Source organism: Prosthecobacter sp. (genome assembly GCF_044236155.1).
Classification (GTDB): Bacteria; Verrucomicrobiota; Verrucomicrobiia; order Verrucomicrobiales; family Verrucomicrobiaceae; genus Prosthecobacter.
The window spans coordinates 53,497-76,972 of the sequence record NZ_JBIIHA010000005.1 but is presented as its reverse complement, the minus strand read 5'-3'; the positions used below and the strand labels follow the sequence as shown (position 1 = coordinate 76,972).

22 protein-coding genes are annotated in these 23,476 nt (G+C 60.9%); 7 read left to right on the top strand and 15 right to left on the bottom strand.

Features of this window, described 5'->3' with window-relative positions; translation table 11 throughout:
• Position 1: 1 nt before the first annotated feature.
• From ACILSE_RS06295 to mazG, 4 genes are read right to left on the bottom strand one after another with little or no spacing between them, the layout of a single operon-like run.
• Positions 2 to 2,725 carry a DEAD/DEAH box helicase gene (locus ACILSE_RS06295; RefSeq protein WP_395716518.1) on the bottom strand — a complete coding sequence of 908 codons (2,724 nt, stop codon included), beginning with the start codon at positions 2,723 to 2,725 and terminating at the stop codon, positions 2 to 4.
• Positions 2,725 to 3,120 carry a PIN domain-containing protein gene (locus tag ACILSE_RS06290; RefSeq protein ID WP_395716517.1) on the bottom strand — a complete coding sequence of 132 codons (396 nt, stop codon included), beginning with the start codon at positions 3,118 to 3,120 and terminating at the stop codon, positions 2,725 to 2,727. The genes ACILSE_RS06295 and ACILSE_RS06290 overlap by 1 nt, the downstream gene beginning before the upstream one ends.
• Positions 3,117 to 3,362: a ribbon-helix-helix protein, CopG family gene (locus ACILSE_RS06285; RefSeq protein WP_395716516.1), complete on the bottom strand. Its 246-nt coding sequence runs from the start codon at positions 3,360 to 3,362 to the stop codon at positions 3,117 to 3,119. Before ACILSE_RS06285 ends, ACILSE_RS06290 begins: the two co-directional genes overlap by 4 nt.
• 30 nt (positions 3,363 to 3,392) lie before the next feature.
• Positions 3,393 to 4,193, bottom strand: coding sequence for a nucleoside triphosphate pyrophosphohydrolase (gene mazG, locus ACILSE_RS06280; RefSeq protein ID WP_395716515.1), 801 nt, complete (start codon positions 4,191 to 4,193; stop codon positions 3,393 to 3,395).
• Between the two features lie 114 nt (positions 4,194 to 4,307).
• On the opposite strand from mazG, the gene ACILSE_RS06275 reads away from it, so the two are divergent.
• The 3 genes from ACILSE_RS06275 to ACILSE_RS06265 all read left to right on the top strand — a co-directional run bounded on the left by ACILSE_RS06275 (position 4,308) and on the right by ACILSE_RS06265 (position 6,923).
• The gene (locus ACILSE_RS06275; RefSeq protein ID WP_395716514.1) at positions 4,308 to 5,246 is read left to right on the top strand and encodes a glucosamine-6-phosphate isomerase; all 939 of its coding nucleotides are present in this window, start codon (positions 4,308 to 4,310) and stop codon (positions 5,244 to 5,246) included.
• 128 nt (positions 5,247 to 5,374) lie between these two features.
• Complete coding sequence (locus ACILSE_RS06270; protein ID WP_395716513.1) at positions 5,375 to 6,415, top strand: hypothetical protein; 1,041 nt, start codon at positions 5,375 to 5,377, stop codon at positions 6,413 to 6,415.
• A 178-nt stretch (positions 6,416 to 6,593) separates the two neighbouring features.
• The gene (locus ACILSE_RS06265) at positions 6,594 to 6,923 is read left to right on the top strand and encodes an RNA recognition motif domain-containing protein (protein WP_395716512.1); all 330 of its coding nucleotides are present in this window, start codon (positions 6,594 to 6,596) and stop codon (positions 6,921 to 6,923) included.
• Positions 6,924 to 7,132: 209 nt separating this feature from the next.
• Here ACILSE_RS06265 and ACILSE_RS06260 read toward each other — a convergent pair whose 3' ends face one another.
• The 4 genes from ACILSE_RS06260 to ACILSE_RS06245 are packed head-to-tail and all read right to left on the bottom strand — an operon-like array spanning position 7,133 to position 9,628.
• Positions 7,133 to 7,525 (bottom strand): hypothetical protein, encoded by a 393-nt coding sequence (locus ACILSE_RS06260; protein WP_395716511.1) that lies wholly within the window; start codon positions 7,523 to 7,525, stop codon positions 7,133 to 7,135.
• Positions 7,526 to 7,528: 3 nt separating this feature from the next.
• Complete coding sequence (locus ACILSE_RS06255) at positions 7,529 to 8,050, bottom strand: DsrE/DsrF/DrsH-like family protein (protein ID WP_395716510.1); 522 nt, start codon at positions 8,048 to 8,050, stop codon at positions 7,529 to 7,531.
• A gap of 30 nt (positions 8,051 to 8,080) precedes the next feature.
• Entirely contained in the window at positions 8,081 to 8,392 is a 312-nt protein-coding gene (locus ACILSE_RS06250) for a TusE/DsrC/DsvC family sulfur relay protein (RefSeq protein ID WP_395716509.1), read from the bottom strand.
• Positions 8,393 to 8,398: 6 nt separating this feature from the next.
• Positions 8,399 to 9,628, bottom strand: a complete 1,230-nt coding sequence (locus ACILSE_RS06245; RefSeq protein ID WP_395716508.1) for an NAD(P)/FAD-dependent oxidoreductase — start codon at positions 9,626 to 9,628, stop codon at positions 8,399 to 8,401.
• 85 nt (positions 9,629 to 9,713) lie between these two features.
• Between ACILSE_RS06245 and trxA the strand changes: the two genes are divergently transcribed.
• Positions 9,714 to 10,172: a thioredoxin gene (trxA, locus tag ACILSE_RS06240; protein ID WP_395716507.1), complete on the top strand. Its 459-nt coding sequence runs from the start codon at positions 9,714 to 9,716 to the stop codon at positions 10,170 to 10,172.
• 4 nt (positions 10,173 to 10,176) lie between these two features.
• On the opposite strand, the gene ACILSE_RS06235 is transcribed toward trxA, so the two are convergent.
• From ACILSE_RS06235 to katG, 6 genes are all read right to left on the bottom strand, one after another.
• Positions 10,177 to 10,344 carry a DUF6132 family protein gene (locus ACILSE_RS06235; RefSeq protein WP_395716506.1) on the bottom strand — a complete coding sequence of 56 codons (168 nt, stop codon included), beginning with the start codon at positions 10,342 to 10,344 and terminating at the stop codon, positions 10,177 to 10,179.
• Positions 10,341 to 13,781, bottom strand: coding sequence for an efflux RND transporter permease subunit (locus ACILSE_RS06230; RefSeq protein WP_395716505.1), 3,441 nt, complete (start codon positions 13,779 to 13,781; stop codon positions 10,341 to 10,343). Before ACILSE_RS06230 ends, ACILSE_RS06235 begins: the two co-directional genes overlap by 4 nt.
• Entirely contained in the window at positions 13,778 to 14,785 is a 1,008-nt protein-coding gene (locus tag ACILSE_RS06225; protein WP_395716504.1) for an efflux RND transporter periplasmic adaptor subunit, read from the bottom strand. The genes ACILSE_RS06230 and ACILSE_RS06225 overlap by 4 nt, the downstream gene beginning before the upstream one ends.
• A 38-nt stretch (positions 14,786 to 14,823) precedes the next feature.
• A complete protein-coding gene (locus tag ACILSE_RS06220; RefSeq protein ID WP_395716503.1) occupies positions 14,824 to 15,039 on the bottom strand; it encodes a DUF2892 domain-containing protein in 216 nt (71 codons plus the stop codon).
• Entirely contained in the window at positions 15,036 to 15,194 is a 159-nt protein-coding gene (locus tag ACILSE_RS06215; RefSeq protein WP_395716502.1) for a hypothetical protein, read from the bottom strand. Before ACILSE_RS06215 ends, ACILSE_RS06220 begins: the two co-directional genes overlap by 4 nt.
• A gap of 183 nt (positions 15,195 to 15,377) precedes the next feature.
• Positions 15,378 to 17,678, bottom strand: coding sequence for a catalase/peroxidase HPI (gene katG, locus ACILSE_RS06210; RefSeq protein ID WP_395716501.1), 2,301 nt, complete (start codon positions 17,676 to 17,678; stop codon positions 15,378 to 15,380).
• Between the two features lie 141 nt (positions 17,679 to 17,819).
• On the opposite strand from katG, the gene ACILSE_RS06205 reads away from it, so the two are divergent.
• The 3 genes from ACILSE_RS06205 (at position 17,820) to ACILSE_RS06195 (ending at position 20,882) form a co-directional block, all read left to right on the top strand.
• Positions 17,820 to 18,704, top strand: coding sequence for a LysR family transcriptional regulator (locus ACILSE_RS06205; RefSeq protein ID WP_395716500.1), 885 nt, complete (start codon positions 17,820 to 17,822; stop codon positions 18,702 to 18,704).
• 589 nt (positions 18,705 to 19,293) lie between these two features.
• The gene (locus ACILSE_RS06200; RefSeq protein ID WP_395716499.1) at positions 19,294 to 20,562 is read left to right on the top strand and encodes a Gfo/Idh/MocA family protein; all 1,269 of its coding nucleotides are present in this window, start codon (positions 19,294 to 19,296) and stop codon (positions 20,560 to 20,562) included.
• Between the two features lie 92 nt (positions 20,563 to 20,654).
• A complete protein-coding gene (locus ACILSE_RS06195; protein WP_395716498.1) occupies positions 20,655 to 20,882 on the top strand; it encodes a hypothetical protein in 228 nt (75 codons plus the stop codon).
• A gap of 78 nt (positions 20,883 to 20,960) precedes the next feature.
• Here the strand turns inward: ACILSE_RS06195 and ACILSE_RS06190 are convergent, their stop codons facing one another.
• Positions 20,961 to 23,429 (bottom strand): c-type cytochrome, encoded by a 2,469-nt coding sequence (locus ACILSE_RS06190; protein ID WP_395716497.1) that lies wholly within the window; start codon positions 23,427 to 23,429, stop codon positions 20,961 to 20,963.
• Between the last annotated feature and the right edge of the window lie 47 nt (positions 23,430 to 23,476).

Sequence of the window (23,476 nt, the reverse complement as noted above, 5' to 3'; positions counted from 1 at the left end):
CTCACTCCACCGCAAAAAGCGCCTGGATGTCTGCTTGCGTGAGCTGAAGCTTGTCGGTGCGGCCGGTGAGTAATCCCTCGACGAGCGCGGCCTTTTTCTGCTGCATGGCCACCACACGCTCCTCGATGGTGCCTTCGCAGATGAGCTTGTGGACGAAAACGGGCTTCGTCTGGCCGATGCGGTGCGCACGGTCGCTCGCCTGGGCCTCGGCGGCGGGATTCCACCACGGGTCGTAATGGATCACGGTGTCCGCTGCGGTGAGATTGAGGCCCGCGCCGCCCGCTTTGAGGCTGATGAGGAAAACGGGGACGTTTCCGGTCTGGAACTCGCGGATCGGTGTCTCGCGGTCCTTCGTGCTGCCGGTGAGTTTCACAAAGTGCGTGCCGTCCTTCTTCAAACGAGCCTCGATGAGCGCGAGCATCTCGGTGAACTGCGAGAAGATCAAAATGCGGCGGCCTTCCTCAATCAACTCGGGCAGCATTTCGTCCATCAGATAGGCCGTCTTGGCCGATTCCTCGACGTTTTGCGCGGTTTCCTGCTTGAGCAGCTTCGGATGGCAGCAGACCTGCCGCAGTTTTAGCAGCGCATCGAGCACGACGATCTGCGAGCGGTCCAAACCGTTCACGGCGATGGCTTCGCGCACGCGTTTGTCCATCGCGGCGCGTATCGTCTCATACAAATCGGTCTGTTCTTTGCCGAGCGTGATGTTGTGCAGAATTTCCGTCTTCGGCGGCAGTTCCTTGGCCACGGCGTCCTTCGTGCGGCGCAGCATGAGGGGCTGGATTCGGGTGCTGAGCTGCTTTTGGCGGTCCGCATCGGCATCGCGCTCAATCGGATTGCGGTAGTGCTGACGAAACGTGTCCGCATCGCTCAACAAACCGGGCATGAGGAAGTGGAACAGGCTCCACAGCTCGCCGAGATGGTTTTCCATCGGCGTGCCGGTGAGACAGAGGCGGTGTCTGGCCTTCAAACTGCCGCAGACCTGCGCGGCGAGGCTTTTGGGGTTCTTGATGTTCTGCGCCTCATCGAGCGCCACGATGTGCCACTCCTGCTCGCGCATCACCTCGGCATCGCGCACGAGCAGCGGATAGCTCGTCACGACGAGGTCATACTGCTTCAGGAATTTGAAGTCGCTCTTCCGGCTCTGCCCGTGCATCAGCAGCAGGCTCAGTGTCGGCGTGAATTTGATCGACTCGTTGATCCAGTTCCGCAAAACGCTCGTCGGGGCCACGATGAGGCAGGGATGCTCCATGCGGCCGCTTTCCTTCTCGATGAGGATGTGTGTGAGCGTTTGCAGCGTTTTGCCCAGGCCCATGTCGTCAGCCAAAATGCCGTGCAGGCCAAACTCGCGCAGGAATTGCATCCACGAGGCTCCTTCGCGCTGATAATCGCGCAAACTGGCCTTCAGCGAAGGAGGCGGTTCGATCAAAGTAATGCGCTGGAAGTTCTCCAACTGCTGCGAGAGCGCTGAAAGCTCCGCTGGAGCACGAATCGGCAATCCATCAAGCGTGGCGAGCTGGGCCGCTCGGAGCTTGTCGAGCTGCAGTTTGCCGTCTTTGCGCACCGGACGCGTGGCGAGCAGTTCATCAAAGAAACGCAGCAGCACTAGCAAACGCTCAGCGGGCACCGAGAGCACGTCATCGCGATCGCCGCCGAGGGAGAGCAGGAAGCGCTGGTCGAGATTTTTTTCCAAAACAGCCGCGGTGAGCCCTTGATCGATGCAATCGACCAGCAACGGCACCAGCGAGATGCGTCGCCCTTCGATCTCGACGCCAAGATCGAGCGAAAACCAATCCCGGCCGCCTTTGTCGTTCTGCAAGTCACTGAACCACTCGTCCTCGCCGGCCTCATGAATTTGAAAGCCGATGTCTTCCGCCACTTCGACACGCCAGCCGGACTCGCCAAGCTTCTTGGTCTGCTCTTGAAGAAACTGCGCCCAAAACAGCGCCTGATCGCCCGCGATGGCCATGTAACCCAGCGTGGACTCTTCAGCCTTCGCGCCGGGAATCGCCTCGGCGAAGGGTTTCAGGCCGAGCGACGACAAATCGGTCAGCAGGAGCCTTTCGGAGCGCAGATTGCGCACGACGGTGTGCTTTGTGCCGCTGTCATCCGTCCACTGATGCGCGGGGCTGCGCACGAGCATCTCAAAGCGTCGCGGGCAGCCTTCATACTCCGCAAAGGGCTGCGCGATGGCGATGCTGCGCGGTGTCCAGCCACCGATGCCGCGTTTCGCGGTGATCTGCGGCACCTGCACGGCGATGCGACGCACCACGAGTACTGGTTTTGGCTCCGATGGCGGAAGCTCTTCTTTGATTTCGAGCTCCACGCTCTCGCTCTGCGGTGAAGGCGAGGCCTTGTCCTGCACACGGGCCATCTTCTCGATGCGCTGACGGCCTTCTTCGATGTCGAGCATCAGCATGACCGCCGCCGCGTGCGAGCAGAGTGAACCTTGCACGCAGGTGCAGTGCGAGGTCATCGCCAGCGAGCCATCCTCACGCAGCCGCAGGTGCACCGTGACGGAGGCCGTGTTGAACAAACCGGTGCCCACGCCCGCGATGATCTCCACCTCGCAATCCGAGCACACATGCACGCCTGCCAGACCGATATCGCCATGCTTCAACAAGCGCCCGCCCTCATCGATCTGTTGGCGCCGGAACAGCCACAGCCACGACTTCGAGCGCACCTGCGCCCAGAGCTTGAGAAAAGGAAAGCCGCCGAGATTCATTAAATCAGAACGGCGTCGTTGGGGTAGGTTGCGACCATGCCCGTGTCGAGCGTGGCGACCTTGCCTCCGTTTCGACGTGCCAGCTCGACCAGCCAGGCATCGGTGACTTGTCGATGACCTTGGATCTGACGGTTTGGCACCTCACGATAAGGCAGGTCGTCTCCCCAATACTCATGCAGCGGGTGTGCCTCGACTCCGGCAAGCGCCTTCCAAGCCGCTGCGGCGCTCGTGTCGATGGCAAGGTGCATGTGCAAACGCAGCAGCGTTCCCTGAGTCACTGAACAGGTGGCAAAGGGCTCTTGAAGTCGATTAAACCACGCTTCCGCTTGTGAATGCGCCGGATGTCCTGAGAGCACATGCGCGGACAGAACACTGCCATCGACGAGCCAGGTCATGCCAGTCCACGCAGGTCGTTGTCATCTTCAATGCGATGCACATCCTCCATGGTGAACGGTTCGCTGGGTGACACAGGAATTTTGTATCCATGCGTGATTTCCATTGGCTGAGGCGCAGGCTTGCGCAAACCCGGCAGACGGCTCAACGCACGCCTGACCACACTGCCGACGCTGGCATGCTCCCTCTTCGCCAGGGCCTCCAGGCTGGCGTAGGTTTCGTCGTCGATTTCAATGGTGTGCATGGGTGAAATTGGCTTTCGGGCTCCAGCTTGTCAAACATTGCGCTTCACCGCGTCCCACGCCTCGTCCATCTCCGCGAGGCTGAGCTTGCCGAGTTCCTTGCCGTGTTCGCGGAGGTGGGTCTCCATCGCGTGGAAGCGGCGCACGAACTTGTCGTTCGCGGCGGCGAGCGCAGACTCGGATTCGATGCCGAGCTTGCGGGCGAGATTGACGACGCTGAAGAAGAGATCGCCGATCTCCTCCTCGATGTGCTTTTTGTCGCCGCTTTGCACGGCTTCTTCGAGTTCGGCGGTCTCCTCGCGGATTTTGTCAAAGACCGGCGCGGCATCCGGCCAGTCGAAGCCGACACGCGCGGCCTTCTTTTGCAGCTTTTGGCCGCGCATGAGGGCTGGCAGGCCGCCGCCCACTCCATGGAGCATGCCTTCATGCTGCGTGCCCTTTTCCTGACGCTTGATGGCATCCCATTGCGTGAGCACGGCGTCGCTTGTCACGGCGGTGGTATCGCCAAAGACGTGCGGGTGGCGACGGATGAGCTTGTCGCATAGGCCGTGGGCCATTTGATCGAGATCGAAGGCACCGCTTTCACTCGCGATCTCGGCATGCAGCACGGGTTGCAGCAGGATGTCGCCGAGTTCGTCACAAATCTGCGCCGGATCACCGCCGCGGATGGCCTCGGCCACCTCGTAGGCTTCCTCAATGACATGCGGGATCAGCGACTCATGCGTCTGCTCCATGTCCCACGGGCAACCGCCCGGCGCACGCAGTCGATGCACCACATAGCGCAGGCGGGTGAGGGCATCGGGGTGGTGGAGCATCGTGGCGTCATCGTGCATCGGCGGAGGTAGCGCGTGCGGAGGCGGGTGCGAAGAAATTTTTAGCCTTAGATGATGAGGGCTTGGCAAACCGGACGTTTTCCGTGAGTATCAAACAACAACCTCATTCGAGCCATGCCGCGCAAACTCAGCCACATCGCACCGGACTGGTGGGATTACACCACCCTCGACTTTGACCTCATCAACGATGCCGCGAGGCTCACGGAACGTGACCTGCGCCAGCTCTCTCGTCCAGGATTCAAAGTCGTGATGTATGACACGCTGGAGGATTTCTACCTCGCCGAGGCGCTGGAATACATCCACGCCTGGCGGCAGGCCACCCCGGACAATCCGACCGGCATTTGCGGCCCCATCGGCCCCACGGAGCAGCTTCCGCTGGTGGCGCGGCTGATCAATGACCTCGGCATCTCCATCAAGGACGGCCATTTCTGGGGCATGGACGAGTGGTACGACGAACACACAAAGAAGGAGGTGACCATGGAGCATCCGTTGTCGTTCGAGCGGGCGGACAGGCAGCTTTGCTTCGACCGCATGCAGAAAAAACTGTGCATGCCGGATTCGCACCTGCATTTCCCGAAGGCGGATGTGACGGAATATGTGAAGAGCTGGCAGAGCGGCGTGCGCTGCGTGGTGATGCAGGGCGGCCAGGGTGACATTAAGCACTGGGCCTTCAACGATCCGCTGAAAAGGACCGGCAAATGGAAGAACGAACCGCCGCCACCTGCGGAGTATCGCAAACTTGGCACTCGCGTCGTCGAACTGCATCCCGTGACCCTGGCACAAAACGCCCGCACCTCCGGTGGCGGAAACATCACGATGGTGCCGAAAATGGCGATCACAGTCGGCCCCAAGGAAACGTGGATGGCGGAGAAAGTGAGCATCTGGCACGCCGGCATGCACGACAACCCGCTCGGACAGCGCCTCACTGCACTGATGATCTCCAAACGCTTGGCGGACAGCGCCGTGCCGATGTCCCTGCTCGCCGACCATCCGAACGTGCAGTTCAACTATTATCGCGGCGGTCTCGGCCACTGCGAGGTGGAGATGCACTGACCGCCGGAGGCGGTAATGATGAATTCAGAATGACGAATGAAATGCCGCAAGAAGCGACCCATTCATCATTCTGGTTTCGTCATTCGCGGCTCTGAGCAATCTAATCACCCAAGACTTCCCACCGCGCCATGCTCCAGACTCTCGATGTCGCCCTCGGCCTCTCGTTCATCTTTTTCCTCTTCAGCGTGCTCGTCTCGACAACGAGCGAGATGATCCTGTCCTGGACAAATGCTCGCGGAAAAATGCTGTGGAAAGCATTGGCCCACCTCATGCCGAATGCTGGGCACGGAAAGGCAGCGGAGCCGCTGAAGGATTTCGTGCAGCATCCCTTGATGTTGAGCATGCACCGGCACACCACGGCTGATGACGGAGTGGCGAAGCATTTCCCGTCCTATCTTTCGAGTTCGCAGTTCAGCCAGGTGCTGATGGATGTGATCGAGACAAAAGGAACCGAGGCCATGGCGGAGACGCGTTGGGAGCAGGTGCGTTCGGGCATCGCACAACTGCCGGCGGAGACTCGCGGCTCGCTGCTGGCCCTGAGTCGTGACGCGGAGCGCAATCTGCTGCCCGGTCAGGATCCGATCAGCGTGTTCCAGTTCCTCGCCGGACAGTGGTTTGACGAGATGATGAACCGCAGCACGGGCTGGTACAAGCGGCTCACGCAGGCATGGAACTTCTGCCTTGGCATCGGACTCGCCATCGCCTGCAATCTGAACGTCATCGCCATCACGCGTGCTCTTTCCACGAATGACGAGCTGCGAGCGGCTTTCGTGCAGAAGGCGGAAGCCTCCGTGAAGGCGCAGTCCGAACTCGCGGCCAAAATGGGCTTTGAGCAATCGAAGGGGGCGCGAGCAGTTTTCGACGAAGCCGTGACCGAGTTGTCCGACGCCGGTTTCCCGGTGGGCTGGAACAAAACAACGGCGAAAGCCTGGGCCACGCATCCCTTTAGCACCTTTTTCGAGAGCCTGCTTGGCTGGCTGATGGCCGGAGCCGCGGCGGCGCTCGGCGCTCAGTTCTGGTTCGACCTGATGAAAAAGATCATCAACATGCGTGGCACCGGGGCGAAGCCGGATTCGAGTCAGAATGTGCCGCAAGGAGAAGCGGGCATGGCCGCAGGACCGATCCCGCCAGCCGGCCTCATCATCGACGGAACGGAATCACGTCAGTGAAAGGTCCGCGTGCCAAACTATCATTTGCTATTCGGTCAAAGCAGGCGACATACAGGCGCACGTTAACCTGACAAAGGCTAAGTAAAGTTGCTCATCAGGTTGATTCTTTGGTGTTCTGAAATCCGATCACGGAGCTTGCTGGAGTCTTTTCGCAGGCTGACCGAACCTAGAAAACGATATGAATACCAAAATGTATGTGGGCAACCTGCCCTTCAGCGCCACCTCCGACGACATCAACAGCCTGTTCTCTGAATATGGCGGCGTGACCGATGTCTTCCTTCCCATTGACCGCGATTCCGGACGTCCTCGCGGCTTTGCTTTTGTGACCATGGATTCCAGCAACGCCATGGACGCGGCCATCCGCGGCTTGAACAGCAAGGAGTATGGTGGCCGGAACTTGAGCGTCAATGAGGCTCGTCCGAAGGAAGAGCGTCCTTCCGGCGGCTACGCTGGTAAGAGCGGCGGCCGTGGCGGTTATGGCGGCGGCGGCGGTCGCGATCGCTATTAATTGACCTGATCCCATTCAAATACACGGCGGCGCTCTGAAAAGAGCGCCGCTTTTTTGTGCCATCCGCTCTGGGTCTTGGGATGTCGGCGGTGATGTTTTGGGGCATTTCCTCGGCGCTTTGATCGAGAGGTGAGTTCCCCGCCTAAGCCGTCCCATGCCGCTGCCCTTCTTGATTGATCAAAGCCGCCGCAGTTTCGACTGGGGCAAAATCAGGTTTCGAGAGGTATCGCCTCGCAAGTGCGCATGCCGCGGAGGATGCGGCGGGTGCATTGCTCGAAGTGGGCCATGACTTCATCGGCGTTTGTTTCGGGTGGCAACGTGGCATCGACCCGTGCGGGTTGTCCGGCGATCTGATCGAGCAGCACGAGCACGTCTGTGAGCGAATGGAACAACTGCGCCTCCTGCTCGGCCTCCGGCAGCATGACAAAGGCGAGGTTCAGCAGCCAGCGGCCGTCTTTTTGCAGCAAAAAGCGCTGCGGACGAAAGTCGGTGCTGTCAGGCAGATAGCCCTCCTGCCGCACGAGATACGGGCCGTGGCCGCCGGGGGCCCACGCGAGGTTCATCACCTCGCAGCGGGCGGCGTCATTGGAGAGCGCGGGCATGGCTCAGGTGAAAAGGATGTGCGTGCCGGCTCCGGCGGACTCGTTGTAGAAATCACCGACGGTGAGCACGCCATCGACGCGGTCCATGAGGTCCTCCTTCTTCAGCTTGAACATGTCCATCGCCAGCTTGCAGGCGTAGATCTTGCCGCCGGAGTCGGAGATGAGCTCCAGGAACTCGCGCACGGGCGGGATGTCGAGCTTCTCCATCTCCTTGTTCATGAGATGCGTCGCAAAGGCGGACACACCGGGCAGGGCACCCATCCAGGTGGGAAACGGCATCGTCATCGGCAGGCCAAGCATCGGCATCGCCATGTTCAGCGCGGAATTGCCGACCGTGGCCACCTTGAGGCTGTCGAGTGTCTTGTTTGCCAGCGCGTTCAGGCCAAAAAAGGTGAAGAACAGCGAGGCCTCGATGCCCTCCATGCGTGCGCCATTAGCCATGATCAGCGCCGGGTAAATCCCATCCAGCGAGCCGCGGCTCACGATGATGGACATCTTTTTCACAGGTTGTTTGTCGTCGGTCATAAGAGTTTCAAGTTTCAGGTTTCACGTTCATCAAATGCAGCCGACGGGCTTCGGAATGCCGGCGATTTTGGAAGACTTCTTCAGCGGGCCGCCGGGGAAGAGATCGTAGAGCTCCTTCGTCGTCACGACGCCGCTCTTGCCCATGCTGCGGATGGTCAGCGCCGCGCCCTTGGCCTGCTGCTCACGCAAATAGCGCACGACTCTCATGTGGCCGTCCGTCAGCGCCCCGATGCCCTCTTCGGCCGCGATCGCCGAAGCGATTTGCTCGTTCCATTGCGACATGTCCGTCAGATAGCCTTCTTCATTCACGTCGATGTCTGTTCCTGCGATGTTCTTTTTCATGGTGGGTTATGCGGTGAGCGGTTTCTTTTTCTGTCGGCTGATGCCAGGCAGCGGCCAGGCTTTGAGAAGCACATTCCAATACACATGCCGGAAGGCCAGTTTGCCGAGATGATTCAGTCGAGACTCTTCCAGCAGCTTCATCGGTCCAAAAGCGAACGGGAAATTCCCTTCGTGCGGCTCATACTCGTAATTGAAGTCAATGAGCAGCGCCTTGCCGTTGCCGGACTCGATGAAGCAGTTCGAGTGGCCGTCGAATTCCTCCTTCAATGGCTCGCCGCGAATGTGGCGCATCACATTATCGGCGAGCGTTTCGCTCTCAAAGTGTGCGACCGAGCCCGCTTTGGACGCGGGGACGTTCGTCGCGTCGCCGATGACGAAGACATCCGGATGCTGGAGCGATTGCAGCGTGTGCTTGTGCGTCGGGATGAAGTCGAGGTCGTCGCCAAGCGAGCTGCGGCGCACGGCCTCGTCGCCCATGTTCGTCGGTGTCGTCACGAGCAGGTCGTAGGGCACCTCGCGACCATCAAAGCACACCAGTTTGTCGTTTTCCTGGTCCACTCGTTCCGCCACGAAGTCGGTGACGAGCTCGATGCCCTTGTCCGTGAGCAGATGGCCGAGCTTCTTGGATGCTTTCGGCTTCGTGAAGGCCCCGGACAACGGCGTGACGTAGGTGAGCGTGACCTTGTCGCGCAGACCACGCTCGCGGAAAAACGTGTCGGCGAGGAAGGTGAACTCCAGCGGGGCCACCGGGCACTTGATCGGCATCTCGTTGATGTGCACCACTACTCGACCGCCTTGAAAAGCCGCCAGCTTGTCCCGCAGCGCCTTCGCGCCATCGAGCGTGTAGAAGTCGTGCACGTTCACACGCCACTTCGGCCCCAGCATGCCCTCCGTCTCCTCCGGAGCCGTGCGACATCCCGTGGCGACGATCAAAACATCATACTTCAGCTCGCGACCGTCCTTCAGCGTCACCGCATGGTCCTGCGGCGTGATTTGATCCACCTCCGCCTGCACAAACTCGACCCCGCGCGGCATGAAGTCCCGCGTGTTCCGCACGATCTGGCTCTCGTCATAAATCCCGAAAGGCAGGAAGAGAAAGCCCGGCTGGTAAAGATGCCTCTCCGAGCGGTCCACGACCGTCATCCGCCATTCGGAGGCAGGCAGGCGGCGGCGCAGATGGTTGGCCATCATGGTGCCGGCGGTGCCGCCGCCGAGGATGAGGAGATGCTTGCTCATGGTTGGGTGAAAGGTTGTCTTGCAAGACGACTATATGAGCGTATGCGTATATGCAATATTTAACTCCAACCCGATTTTGCCCCTCATGAGCGCTTCCCTTGCCACCGATGCCCGCGGCATCATCCAACCCTGTCCCGCCTGCGGCACCGCCAACCGCATCGCCTACGCCAAAGTAGCCACCCAAGGCCGCTGCGGCACCTGCAAGGCCGATCTGCCCCTCGTGGCCGCGCCCGCGGAAATCAGCGACATCGAGGCCTTCGCCGCGCTGGTGAGCCAGAGCCCGTTGCCTGTCGTGATCGACTTCTGGGCACCGTGGTGTGGCCCCTGCAAGATGATGGCCCCGGAGTTCGCCAAAGCGGCCGCTCAAGCCGCTGGCGAGGCTCTTTTCGTCAAAGTGAATACCGACGAGCAACCACAGATCGCCGGACAATTCCGCATCCAGGGCATTCCCGCCTTCGCACTGATCCGTGATGGCAAACTCACCGCCCAGACCAGCGGCTTCCAGCCCGCCGCGCGATTGCTCGCATGGATGCGGCAGAACTGAGTCTTCACCCACGCGAACTCGAGGCAAACAGCAGCCCGAGAAACGCGCCATACAAGGCTCCTCGCCACCACGTCGAGGTGAGCGGGCAGGTGCCCGTGCTGCACTGGCCGAAGTAGCCCATGACAGAGCCCAGCGCGGCTCCGATGGCGATGGGAAGCAGGTAGCGGATCATGGATGTGAATGCTTGTTCGCCATGAAATACAACACCGGCACGGCCATGCGGCTGATGAACAGGCTTGCGATTTCACCTGCCATTAATGCGATAGCGAGACCTTGGAAGATGGGATCGGCGAGGATGACGGCGGCTCCGACGACGACGGCCATCGCGGTGAGCAGCATCGGGCGGAAGCGAACGGCGCCGGCGTCGATCACGGCCTCGCTCAGCGGCATGCCCTCGCGGATGCGCAGTTCGATGAAATCGACGAGGATGATCGAGTTGCGCACCACGATGCCGCCGCCGGCCATGAAGCCGATCATGCTCGTGGCGGTGAAGAAGGCATCGAGCAGCCCGTGCGCGGGCAAAATGCCCACCAGCGAGAACGGGATGGCTATCATCACAATCGCTGGCGTGATGAAGCTGCGGAACCAGCCGACCATGAGCACGTAGATGAGGATCAAACACGCGCCGAAGGCTGCGCCGAGATCACGAAAGACCTCGATGGTGATGTGCCACTCGCCGTCCCACTTCATCGACGGCTCTTCGTCGCTGAAGGGCATCGAGGCGTTGAGGATCTTCAATGCCGCGCCGCTGCCTCCGAACTCGCGCGTGTCGAGCTTCTTGAGCGCCTCATTCATCTGGAAGATGGCATACACAGGGCTTTCGACCACGCCGGCGACATCGCCGATGACGTAGGTCACGGGCATGAGGTTCTTGTGATAGCGGCTTTTTTCGACGGTGACGTGCTCGACCTTCACCAGCTCACGCAGCGGCACGAGTGGCGAGCCGCTGGAACCGGGTTCGGGCAGTGCATTGGCATCGCCGGAACGCACGCGGAGGGCCAAAAGCTCCTCGGGCGTGGTTTTGGCACTGCGTGGCAGTTCGAGGCGGATGTTCACGTCTTCCTTCTCGGCAGGCTGATGCAGCAAATCGACGCTTTCACCATCCACAGCGATCTTGAGCGTCTGCGAGATGGTGGCGGCGCTGATGCCGTGCAGCGCGGCTTTTTCCTTGTCGATGATGAAGCGGGCCTTCTTCTGATCGGCCTCGATGTACCAATCGACATCGACGACGCCCGGAGTGGCCTTGAAGATCGTTTTGACCTTCTCGGCGAGCTTCAACCGCGACTCGTCATCGGGTCCGTAAATCTCCGCGACGAGCGTTTGCAGCACCGGCGGCCCTGGCGGCACCTCGGCGATGGCCACGCGGGCACCGTAACGCTCCGCGATGGCCGCCACGGCAGGACGCACGCGTTTGGCGATGTCGTGGCTCTGCGCCTTGCGCTCATGCTTGTTCACGAGATTGACCTGGATGTCCGCCACGTTGGCGCCGCGGCGCATGAAGTAGTGCCGCACGAGCCCGTTGAAGTTGTAGGGCGAGGCGACGCCGGCATACACCTGATAATCCGTGACCTCCGGCTCGGTGCGGATCGCCGCGGCCATCTCGCGGGCCACCGCGGCTGTTTTTTCCAAAGAAGAGCCTTCCGGCATGTTCAGGATCACCTGGAACTCGCTCTTGTTGTCGAAGGGCAGCATCTTCACCTTCACCCAGCCGATGCCGACGGTGCCCATGCTGCCGAGCAGCAGCACCGTGATGCCGATCAGGAAGACCCAGCGCCAGCCTGTGTGATGAATGAGCGGCCCCATGATGCGGCGGTAGAGGCGCGTGAAGAAGTCATCCGTGTTGCCATGCGCATCCGTCGGACCAGTCGGACTCGTCTGCCCCGTCCGACGAAACCAGCCCAAAATCCGAATCGATGCCCACGGCGTCACAATGAACGCGATCAACAACGACCAAAACATCGCCGCGCTGGCACCGATCGGGATCGGGCGCATGTAGGGGCCCATGAGGCCGCCGACGAAGGCCATCGGCAGCACGGCGGCGATCACGGCGAAGGTGGCGAGGATGGTGGGATTCCCCACCTCACCCACGGCCTCGACGGCGATGGTGCTCCAACTACGTCCTTTGTTTTGCGGCAGATGAAAGTGCCGCACGATGTTCTCCACCACCACGATGGCATCATCGACGAGGATGCCGATGCTGAAGATCAGCGCGAAGAGCGTGATGCGGTTCAGCGTGAAGCCATAGAGGTAGAAAATGAGCAACGTGAGCGCCAGCGTGGCCGGTATCGCCACGGCGACGATGCCACTCTCCCGCCAACCGAGCGTGAACCAGATGAGGATCGCCACGCTGAACACTGCAATGCCCATGTGCAGCAGCAACTCGTTCGACTTCTCCGCCGCGGTCTCGCCATAGTTGCGCGTGATGCTCACGGCTACATCCGCTGGAATGACGCTGCCCTTGAGCAGCTCGACCTTGTGCAGCACTTCATCCGCCACGCTGATCGCGTTCGCGCCGGGACGTTTGGCGATGCTGAGTGTCACCGCAGGCTCGTCTCCCGTAGGCGCGTTCGCCAGAACGCGGGATTCGGCCTCCCGCAAACTGGCGTTTGCGCCTACACCATGACCATGAAACACATACTGCGTCGGCTCTTCGCCTCCATCGACGATGTCGGCGACCTCGCGCAGATACACCGGACGACCACTGAAGACACCGATGACCACATTGCCGACTTCTTCGGCCGTTTTGAGGAAAGCGCCGGTTTCGACGAGCACCTCGTCATTGCCCGTGGTGAGGCCACCGGCGCGAAATTGGCGATTCGACTGCTGCAGCATCGGCACGAGGCCCGCGGGACTCAGATTGCGGCTGGCGAGCTTCACAGGATCGAGCATCACACGCACCGCGCGACGCGATCCGCCGAGCAAGGTCGTCTCCGCCACCAGCGGCACCTGTTTGATCGATTCATCCACCTGCGCGGCCAATCGGCGCAGCGTGAGATGATCATAGCGGGCGCTGTGAAAGGTGAGCGCGAGGATGGGCACGTCGTCGATGCTCTTCGGCTTGATGATCGGCATCGAGACGCCCATCGGCATGCGGTCAAAGTTCGAGCGCAGCTTCTCGGTGATCTTCACCAGGCTGCGCTCGGGATCTTCGCCCACTTTGAAACGCACGATGACGAGGCTCTCGCTGTGGCGTGAGGTGCTGTAGAGGTACTCCACGCCGGGCACCTCCCATAAAAGCTTCTCCATCGGCCGCGTGGCACGCTCCTCGATCTCCTTCGCGGTCGATCCTGGCATGGCGACCATCACATCGATCATCGGCACCTTGATCTGCGGCTCCTCCTCGCGCGGCAGCAGCACAATCGCCGCCGCGCCGAGCAAAACGGACGCGATGACGACCAGCGGCGTCAGCTTTGAATCGATGAAAGCAGCGGCAATTCTCCCAGCGATTCCTAGATGCGAAGCAAAGTGGCCATCTCGCTCCGTCGAGATGAGCTGAGGGCTCTCGCCAGCACCTGCCGCAGGCGAAGTTTGAGAACCGCTACTGTTGGCGGAAACGCTGTGCTCATCTCGCGGGAGCGAGATGGCTACTGTACTTTTGGACTCGCTCATGGCTGCACGGTCACGGGTTGGCCATCGGCGAGACGCGCGATGTCGCTCACGATGACCTGTTCACCTTCCTCGATGCCGGACAGCACCTCGACACGGCCGTCGAGCACCTTGCCAGTCTTCACGAGCCGCAGCGCGGCTTTTCCATCCTTCGCCACAAACACGATCTCCATCTGCCCACGCTTCAAAACGGCGCTTTGCGTCACCAGCAGCAGCTTCGTCTCCGCCACCGGCACGGACACGCGGCCAAACTGCCCCGTGCGCAGGCCCTCCGTCGCCGGAAGATCGAGCTTCACCAAAAACGTGCGGCTCACCGGATCAGCCACCGGCGAGATTTCGGTCACCGTGCCCTCGATGACCTTCGCAAGACGCACCGGCATCTTTTCACCGAGCTTCACGCGATCCAAAATCGCCTCCGGCAGATCGGCCTCAAAGCGCAGCGAGGTCGGTGCCTCGATTTCGAGCAACGGCTTGCCCGGCATGGCGAGATCGCCCACATCCGCCAGCTTGCGCGTGACCACGCCATCGAAGGGCGCGGTGACTTTGGCGTAGCTGAGTATCGTTTCGGCCTCGCTGACCGCTCCGGTGCCTATTTTCACGCGAGCATCCGCCGCATCGAATTCCTGCCGCGTGGTCGCATTGCTTGCGATGAGCTGCTTTTGACGATCAAAGTCGCGTTTCGCCTGATCGAGCATCGCACGGGCCTGATCGACCTTCGCCTGGATCTCCTGCACATCGAGCCGCGCCAGCAAATCGCCCGCTTTCACCATCGCACCCGGCGTGGCGATGTAGTCGAGCACGCGACCGCTGACCTTCGCCTCGACCATGGCGCGTTTTTTCGAGCGCACCGTGCCCACGACCTCCTCCACTGCCGTGTGGGGGCTCCATTTCGCCGCCTCGGCCTTCACGGTCACGTTGGGCAAGGCAGGAACTGGAGCGGGGGGGGGCTCATGCCGACCACAAGCGGCCAGCACGAGGACGGGGAGGAGTCGTGAGAAGAGTTTCATGTTCTGGAGAAAGTGATGCGGGCACTCCTGCCCGCAGGTTACGCTTTGCAGGCAGGAGTGCCCGCATCACAACCGACGCCGAGCTTTTTGAGCACCGTCTCCGCCGGACAAAAGCCAGTGAAGGCGGATTGCAGCAAGTTTGCGCCGACAAAGGCGGTGAGCCACAGCCAGTTCGGACTCACGTAGTGTGCCAGCGTGAGGCTGGTAAGGATCATGGTGCCCGCGAGGGCGCGGATGGCGTTTTCGAGTTTCATGGTTTTGGGGTGGTGGAATTTGTTTGAGCGGCCCGAACCTCCTCCGGGCTCTTCGGCAGCAGCACGCAGGCCGGACAGCCTTGCCGGCTCATCTGCAAACCTGCCAGCATCGCTGCCAGCGCGGCGATGAGGATGAAGAGTCGGTTCGGAGTCATGGCGGTGTTTTATTCAACTATATGAGTTTATACGCATACAGTGTGGCGAGGCAAATGGTTTTTGGCGGGTGAGCGAGGTGGAGTCTGCAGGAGCGAACGAAGCAGTGCAGGGTGCTGCACCACATTGCCAAAAACCCCGCTCCAGCGGATGCCGGAGCGGGGCTTGGGGGGGTGGGTTTCGGATCACTTCTTCAAATCGAAGCGGTCCAAATGCATGACCTTGGTCCAGGCGGCAACGAAGTCGGTGACGCACTTCGTCTGGTTGTCGGCGCTGGCATAGACCTCGGCGATGGCGCGGAGCTGGGAGTTCGAGCCGAAGACGAGATCGACGGAGGTGGCCATCCATTTCATCTGGCCGCTCTTGCGATCAGTTCCTTCGTAGAAGTGCTCGCAGCGGGGCGAGACCTTCCACTCGGTGTCCATGTCGAGCAGGTGGACGAAGAAGTCGTTCGTCAATGCGCCTCGATTCTTCGTGAGCACGCCGAGGTCGGGATGGCCGGTGTTCGTGCCGAGCACGCGCAGGCCGCCGACGAGCACGGTCATCTCCGGCGCGGTGAGCGTGAGGAGTTGAGCACGATCGACGAGATTCTCCGGCGCGGGGCGATCCAGTTCGTGGCCGAGGTAGTTGCGGAAGCCGTCTTGCTTCGGTTCGAGGAAGGCGACGGATTCGACATCGGTCATCTCCTGCGTGGCATCGGTGCGGCCGGGGGTGAAGGGCACTTTCACGTCATGACCGGCTTTCTTCGCGGCGGCTTCGATGGCGGCATTGCCAGCGAGCACGATCAAATCGGCGAGCGAGACCTTTTTGCCGCCCTTGTTGAAGTCGCTCTGCACTTTTTCCAAAGCGGCGAGCACTTTGGCGAGTTGCGCGGGGTTGTTGACCTCCCAGTCCTTCATCGGTGCGAGGCGGATGCGAGCACCGTTGGCTCCGCCGCGCTTGTCGCTGCCGCGGAAGGTGGCTGCGGAGGCCCAGGCGGTGGCGACGAGTTCGGAGGTGCTGAGGCCGGAATCGAGGATCTGTGCCTTCAGCTTCGCGATGTCCTGCTCGTTGATGAGTTCGTGATCGACAGCGGGCACGGGGTCCTGCCAGACGAAGGTCTGCTTGGGCACTTCGGGGCCGTGGTAGCGGGCGAGTGGTCCCATGTCGCGATGCGTGAGCTTGAACCAGGCTTTGGCAAAGGCGTCCTCGAACTCCTTCGGATTCTCCAGGAAGCGTTTGGTGATCTTGGCATACGCGGGGTCCGTTTTCAGCGCGATGTCGGTGGTGAACATCATCGGCGCGTGGCTCTTCGACTTGTCGTGCGCATCAGGCACGGTGCCTTTGCCTGCGCCGTTTTTTGGACGCCACTGCTTCGCTCCGGCGGGGCTGGTGGTCAGCTCCCAATCGTAAGCGTAGAGATTCGAGAGATACATGTGCGACCAGCGGGCGGGTGCGCTGGTCCACGCGCCTTCGAGGCCGCTGGTGATGGTGTCAGCGCCATTGCCTTTGCCGCATTTGTTCTTCCATCCGAGGCCCTGCTCCTCCAGCGGCGCGGCTTCGGGCTCGGGGCCGACGTTCTTCGCATCGCCTGCGCCGTGCGCTTTGCCAAAGGTGTGACCACCGGCGATGAGCGCGACGGTTTCCTTGTCATTCATCGCCATGCGGGCAAAGGTTTCACGAATGTCCTTCGCGGCGGCGAGCGGGTCAGGATTGCCATTCGGGCCTTCGGGATTCACGTAGATGAGGCCCATCTGCACCGCGGCGAGCGGTTTATCCAATGCACGCTCGTCCTTGTAGCGCTTGTCACCGAGCCAGGTGCTCTCCGGTCCCCAGTAGATGTCCTCCTGCGGCTCCCACACATCGGCGCGCCCACCGGCGAATCCGAGTGTCTGAAAGCCCATCGACTCCAGCGCGACATTGCCAGCGAGTATCATGAGATCGGCCCACGAGATCTTGTTGCCATACTTCTGCTTGATGGGCCAAAGCAGGCGGCGGGCCTTGTCGAGGTTCGCATTGTCCGGCCAGCTATTCAGCGGGGCAAAACGCTGCGTGCCATAGCCCGCGCCGCCGCGTCCATCGGTCACGCGATACGTTCCGGCGCTGTGCCAGGCCATGCGAATCATGAACGGGCCGTAGTTGCCGTAATCGGCGGGCCACCAGTCCTGCGAGGTGGTCATGAGCTGCTCCAGATCCTTCTTCAGCGCGGCGTAGTCGAGCTTCTTGAACTCCTCGACGTAGTCGAAGGCTTCGCCCATCGGATTTCCCTTCGGCGAGTTTTGATGAAGGATGCTGAGGTTGAGCTGGTTCGGCCACCAGTCGCGATTCGACATGGCGCTGGCGGCGGTGTGACGGCTGGCTGAGGCGGGAGCGCCCATGACCGGGCATTTGCTGAGGTCTTGCATGGCTTTGTCGGCGTTGGCGGCTTGCTTGTCTTGCGCGGAGGCGGACACCACCGGCGTCAGCATCAGTGCGGCAAGCAAGGCCTTGGTTTTGGAGTGTTTCATGATGTCAGGTTGGGGTTGGTGGTTTCGATCAGCGGGATTGGGTGATGGCCGCATGGGCAATGTCTTGCCGGAAATCCTGCGATGCATCCAATGCATTGTCTGAATGCTTGCGATGCACGCCGCGCATCGCTAGTCTGCGCCATGCGCAACGACCTCAGCCTCCAACTCCTCGACCAGTTCGTGGTGCTCGCCCGCACAAAGAACTTCACCCGCGCCGCCGAAGAATTGCATCTCTCGCAATCCGCGCTGAGTCGAGCGATCCAAAAACTCGAGGACCAACTCGGCCAGCCGCTGTTTGAGCGCAAACCACGCGAAGTGGTGCTCACCGAGCTCGGCGAACTGCTGCTCCAGCGGGCGAAACACATCCTGCAGCTCATGGAGGACACCTTTTCCGAGCTTTCCGAGGCCGGACGCCGCGGACGCATCCGCCTCGGTGCGATCCCCACCATCGCGCCTTACTTTCTGCCGAGCTTGCTGAGCAGCTTCGCGAAAAAGTATCCCGACATCGCCGTCATCGTGCAGGAGGACACGACGGAGAATCTCATCAAACGCTGCCATCATGGCGAGATCGACCTCGCCATCCTCGCGCTGCCGCTCCTGGCGAAGAATCTCGAGATCGAGGCACTCTTTGACGAAGAACTGCTCCTCGTCGTGCCCGTCGGCCATCCTTTGGCGACCTCCAAAACACTGCCCATCGACGCCGTGGAGGCATTTCCCTTTGTGATGCTCAACGAAGCCCACTGCCTCACCGACAACATCGCCACCTTTTGCCGTCGCAAGGCCGTGCAGCCCGTCACCGTCGAGCGCACCAGCCAGCTCGCCACGGTGCAGGAGCTCGTCTCGCTCAACCACGGCGTGTCGATCGTGCCGGACATGGCGCGGAAAATCGACACCAGCGAACAGCGCGTCTATCGCTCCTTCACCGGCGAAAAGCCCCGCCGCACCGTCGCGATGATGTGGAACGCCCAGCGCTTCCAGAGCAAGGCTGTGAAAGCGCTGATGGAGCATTTGAGGAAGAGAAAATAGCTGTCACACATATTTGTCGAAGATTAAGTCTCGATCTGATTTTAGCCGAGGGGGAACGCACAGATCGCAAAGCGAAAAAGAACCCAGGTTTTGGTGATCTTTGCGTTCTTTCGCGACCAATCTTCATCACTTATTCGAGTACGGCTGGAAACATCCCCTCCAGATCCGGCAAATCCTCGCGGTTCTATGGCTTCGGCACGACTTGATGGCTCCACTTCCACGTGAGCTAAGGCAGCTTGCATTCACTCGTCCTCAATGCGCGCCGCAGGCTCGCGATCACACGGCCGCCGAGCCCTTGAACTCGGGGGAAGCCGCACCGCGCTCAATTTCCAGCACCAACAACAAAGCGTCGTGGTCCACATCCATATACTAAAATGAGGCTCAAGCTCGCTGGCAACGTCGTCCCCCCTGACGCTGACACAGCGAGCGCAAGAAGGCCTGCTGTAAGCTGGAGATATCTCATAGGCCATTTCGAGCACGAACCCGGCAAGCGGAACACAGCCGCCCTCACCAAAACATGCGAATCCGACATTCGGGTATCAACATGGCGGCTTGCGCAGACCGGGCGTCCGCGTTCCATGCCCGCACCATGGAACCCACCCTCAAGATCGCCCTCGTCGGTGCCGGCATGTTCGGCGGAGATGTGCATGCACGCGCCTACGCGGACCTGCAGCGTTTCGGCATCGCCGGCCAGCTCGCCCGCGTCGGACTGGACAAATACTCGCGTGAACTCGCACCGGTGAGGTTTGATCTCGTCGCCGTGGCGACCCGCAGCGAGAAATCAGCGAGGAAGGCCGCCGCGGCGTTCAAGGAGATGACCGGACATGAGCCGCGGGCGTTTTTCGGCGATGAGCCGTGGAATGACATCCTCACCGCATTTCCCGATCTCGATGTGATGGCCGTCGCCACCCCGGATCATCTGCACACACAGCCGATCCTCGCGGCGCTGTCGAAAGGCGTTCACGTTTTGACAGAGAAGCCGATGTGCCTCTCGATCCAGGAGGCCGACGAGATCATCGACGCCGCGAAAGCAAAGAACCTCATCGTCGCCGTGGACATGCACAAGCGCTACGACCCCGATCACCTGCGCATTCGCGATGACATCCAAAACCGCATCGGCGCGCCGCTCTATGGCACGGCTTATCTCGAAGAACCGCTCGAAGTCAGCACCAGCACCTTCAAGTGGGTGGAGGACAGCGATCCCTTCAGCTACGTCGGCCCGCATTGGACGGATCTGATCTGGAGCTACTACAAGTCGAAGCCCGTCAGCCTGACTGCCGTGGGGCAGAAGAAGCGGCTGGTGCGCGACGGCATCAACGCCTTCGACGCCGTGCAGGTGCGCGTGGACTTCGACAACGGCATGTCGATCAACTTCCACAACAACTGGATCACACCTGCGGACTTTGAAGGTCCGGTGAACCAAGGCCACGAAATCGTCGGCGCGGACGGCAAGGTCGAAAGCGACCAGCAGTATCGCGGCTTCCGCTGGTGGAACGCGGGGGGCGGCTCCCGCACGAGCAACAACCACTTCACGCGCGAAGTCGCACGCCCTGACGGCAGCAAGGGCTACATCGGCTACGGCGTCGATAGTCTCACCGTCGGCCTCGTCGCCATCTGCCGCGTGAAGTTTGCCAAAGAGAGCCGCGATGCCGTCGCCGAACTCTATCCGACCGCCGAGGAGGCGCGCATCACCTGCGCGATCGTCGATGCCGCGGCCCGAGTGCGGGATCTGAACTGGAAATACATGCAGGAAGGCAAGGGCGCGACCGTGACCGCCCGCTTCGGCAAGGATGGCATCACCATCATCGATCCGAACTCACCGCAGGTGTTCCATTCGATCTACCAGAGACCCGTCTGAGGTATCCATGGGATGCTTCCGGGGAGTAAATGACAATTGACACCCTCTGCTAACTCATACACAGGACAAACAGTCACCCGACTGCAACTATCATGAACCTATCCGCCTCCCAACTCCGCCGCGCAGCAGCGCTCCAGGAAAAGATCGAAGCCATCCAAGCCGAGCTTGCCTCCCTTCTTGGCAGCAGCGCGCCCGCAGCCGTTGGAAAGCCTGCGAAAAAGAAGCGCACCATGTCCGCCGCCGCCCGCAAGAAGATCGCCGCGGCTCAAAAGGCACGCTGGGCCGCGCGAAAGGCCGAGACTGCCAAGAAAGGCAAGTAACGGACGCATCCAGTTCGAAAAACCACTCTCGAAAAGCCCCGGTTGTCAACCAACCGGGGCTTTTTGTTGACGGGTGGTTTACTTCACAAACATCGGGTCGTCCGGATTCCCTTTGCTGAGCAGGTAGGCCATGAGGTCGAGGATGTCGTCCTCCTTGAGCATGAAGAGCAGGCCGGGCGGCATCATGCTGATCTTGCTCTCCTCGGTCTTCACCACATCACGCGCATCGACATTGGTGAAGTTGTTCGGGTCCATCATGTTCGTGCAGACCATCATGATGTTCTCCTTCATGTTGGCGATGCGTCCGATGACCTGGGTGCCGTCCTTCTTGGTGAAAACGGTGCTGCCGTACTGGTCGCTGATCTCCTTGCTCGGTTCGAGAATGTGCTCCAGCAGGTCGCGCGGACTGTATTTGCCCGCCACGGAGGTCAGATCAGGACCGACAGCTCCTCCTTCGTTGTTGAAACGATGACAGGCGAAGCAGGTGGCCGCGCCGAACATGTTGCGGCCGTTCTGGAAGTTGCGATTGCCCTCCAGACCGACGCCGAGGGATTTTTCGAGCTCCGGCAGCGTCCACGCTTTGACGAACGTCATCGGCTTCACCGTGAAACTCGGGGCCTTGGCCTCCGGCTTGGCATCGAGCACGTCCTTGATGGCCAGCTTCTCCTCCTCCTTCATGGTGGAGAGCGCGTTGGTTTTGATCTCGCCGATGAAGAGGTCAAACGAGGCACCGCCCTTGTAGTTTGCGGCGCGCAGGAACCAGCGGAAGTAATCGGCGCGCAGTTCCTTCGTCCAGCCGGTCTTCGCAAAGCGCACGATGCGGGCGTAGTCGATCTGTTCCTCCTGTGTGGGTGACTCGTTCACCAGCGGCGCCGCTTTCGCGACAATGCCGGAGTCGCCGAGATAGACGAGCACCTCCGCGAGGTCGCGATTCAGGCCCGTGTCGTTTGTCGGGAAGAGAGGATTGAGCTTCTCGATCAGTTTGGCCTTCGTCGCCGCATCCGGCTCACCCAGACGCGTGAAGACGAGCATGTGATCGCGAATCAGCGTGTTGCGATCGAGGCCCTTGAGCGATTTGAAGTCGATCTTGCCCAGCGCGTCGAGAATCGGCTTCTGCAGCGATTTGTCGCCTGCACTGCTGCGTGCCAGCGCCATGAGCGCGGTCAAAGCGGCACGCGGATTGGTTTCGTTGAGGGCTTTATCCTTCCACGAAGCCACCGGCTGATGCTCGATGGCAATGCGTGCGGCGAAACGGAGGTTTCGGTCCGGAGAAGACAGATGCGGCCACGCGGCTTCGACGCTGGCTCCGGGCTTTTCGAGGGCTTCACGCGTCTTCGCGAGGTCGGACGAGGCAGATTTGTCTGACGCTTCAGACTTCTCCGCGCCCGTGTAAGTCACCCGATACAAACCTGACTGCACCTTGCGACCACCCACGCTCACATACATGGCTCCATCCTTCTTCGAGATCTCGATGTCCGTCAGAGGCAGCGGGGAGGCGCTCATGAACTCTTCCGCAGTGCCGGTGTAGCCAGCGCCGTTCGCGCTGAGGTGCACGGCATACATCTTGCCGTAGCTCCAGTCGCAGATGTAGAGCGCGTCCTGGTATTTCGCGGGGAATTTGGCTCCGTAACCGAAGGCGACGCCGGTGGGTGAGCCGGGGCCGATGTCCACGACGGGCGGCAGGCTGTCCTCCCAGCGCACGGGCCATTTCTTGCTACACGTACGCCAGCCGAACTCGCCGCCGCTTTGCATGAAGCAGACGCGTGTGGGGCGATACCACGGCATGCCGGTGTCCCATTCCATGTCGGCGTCGAAGCCGAAGATGTCGCCGTGGCGGTTGAGGGCGATGTCATAGGTGTTGCGCGTGCCGGTGTTGATCAGCTCCCACTTTTTGCCGTCGAGATCGGTCTTCGCCAGCCAGCCGCCAGGTGCGAGCACATCACGCATGAAACCGCGACCGAGCAGCATCGGGAACAATTGATCCTCGGCCCAGTGGCGCGGCACGCGGCTGGTTTCGCAGCTCGGTTCGGGCGTTTGATTGCCGCACATCACGTAGAGGCTCTTGCCATCCGGCGCGGCAATGACGCCGTGCGGCCCATGCTCGCCCGCCTTGCCAGGAAAGGCACGCAGCAGCTCCACGGAGTCGAATTGATCATCGCCGTTCGTGTCTTTGCAGCGGTAAAGTCCCCTGCCCTGATACGCGTCATTATTCACCACGCCGTAGAGCGCCCCGGCATGATAAAGCAAGCCCTGGCAGTGGCCAAAGTCGATGCTCAGCTTCTCGATCTTCGTCTCGCCGGGGCTTCCGCCGATGGCGGGCGGCGTGATGCGGTAGAGCGCGCCGTATTGGTCGCTGCAGATCATGCGGCCCTTGTCATCCTGCGTCATCGCCACCCACGAGCCTTCGGTTTCCTTCGGCACGGAGTAGAGCAGCTCGACTTTGAAGCCTTTGGCGACCTTGATCTTGTCCACAGGCGTGGCCTGCGTTGCGAGTTGGGCGAAACTAGCCGTGGCAGCGAAGAGAAGCGGGATGAGGATGAATTTCATGGCCGGGATGATGCTGAATTGAAGTGTGGGGACAGGGTGTCCCCACT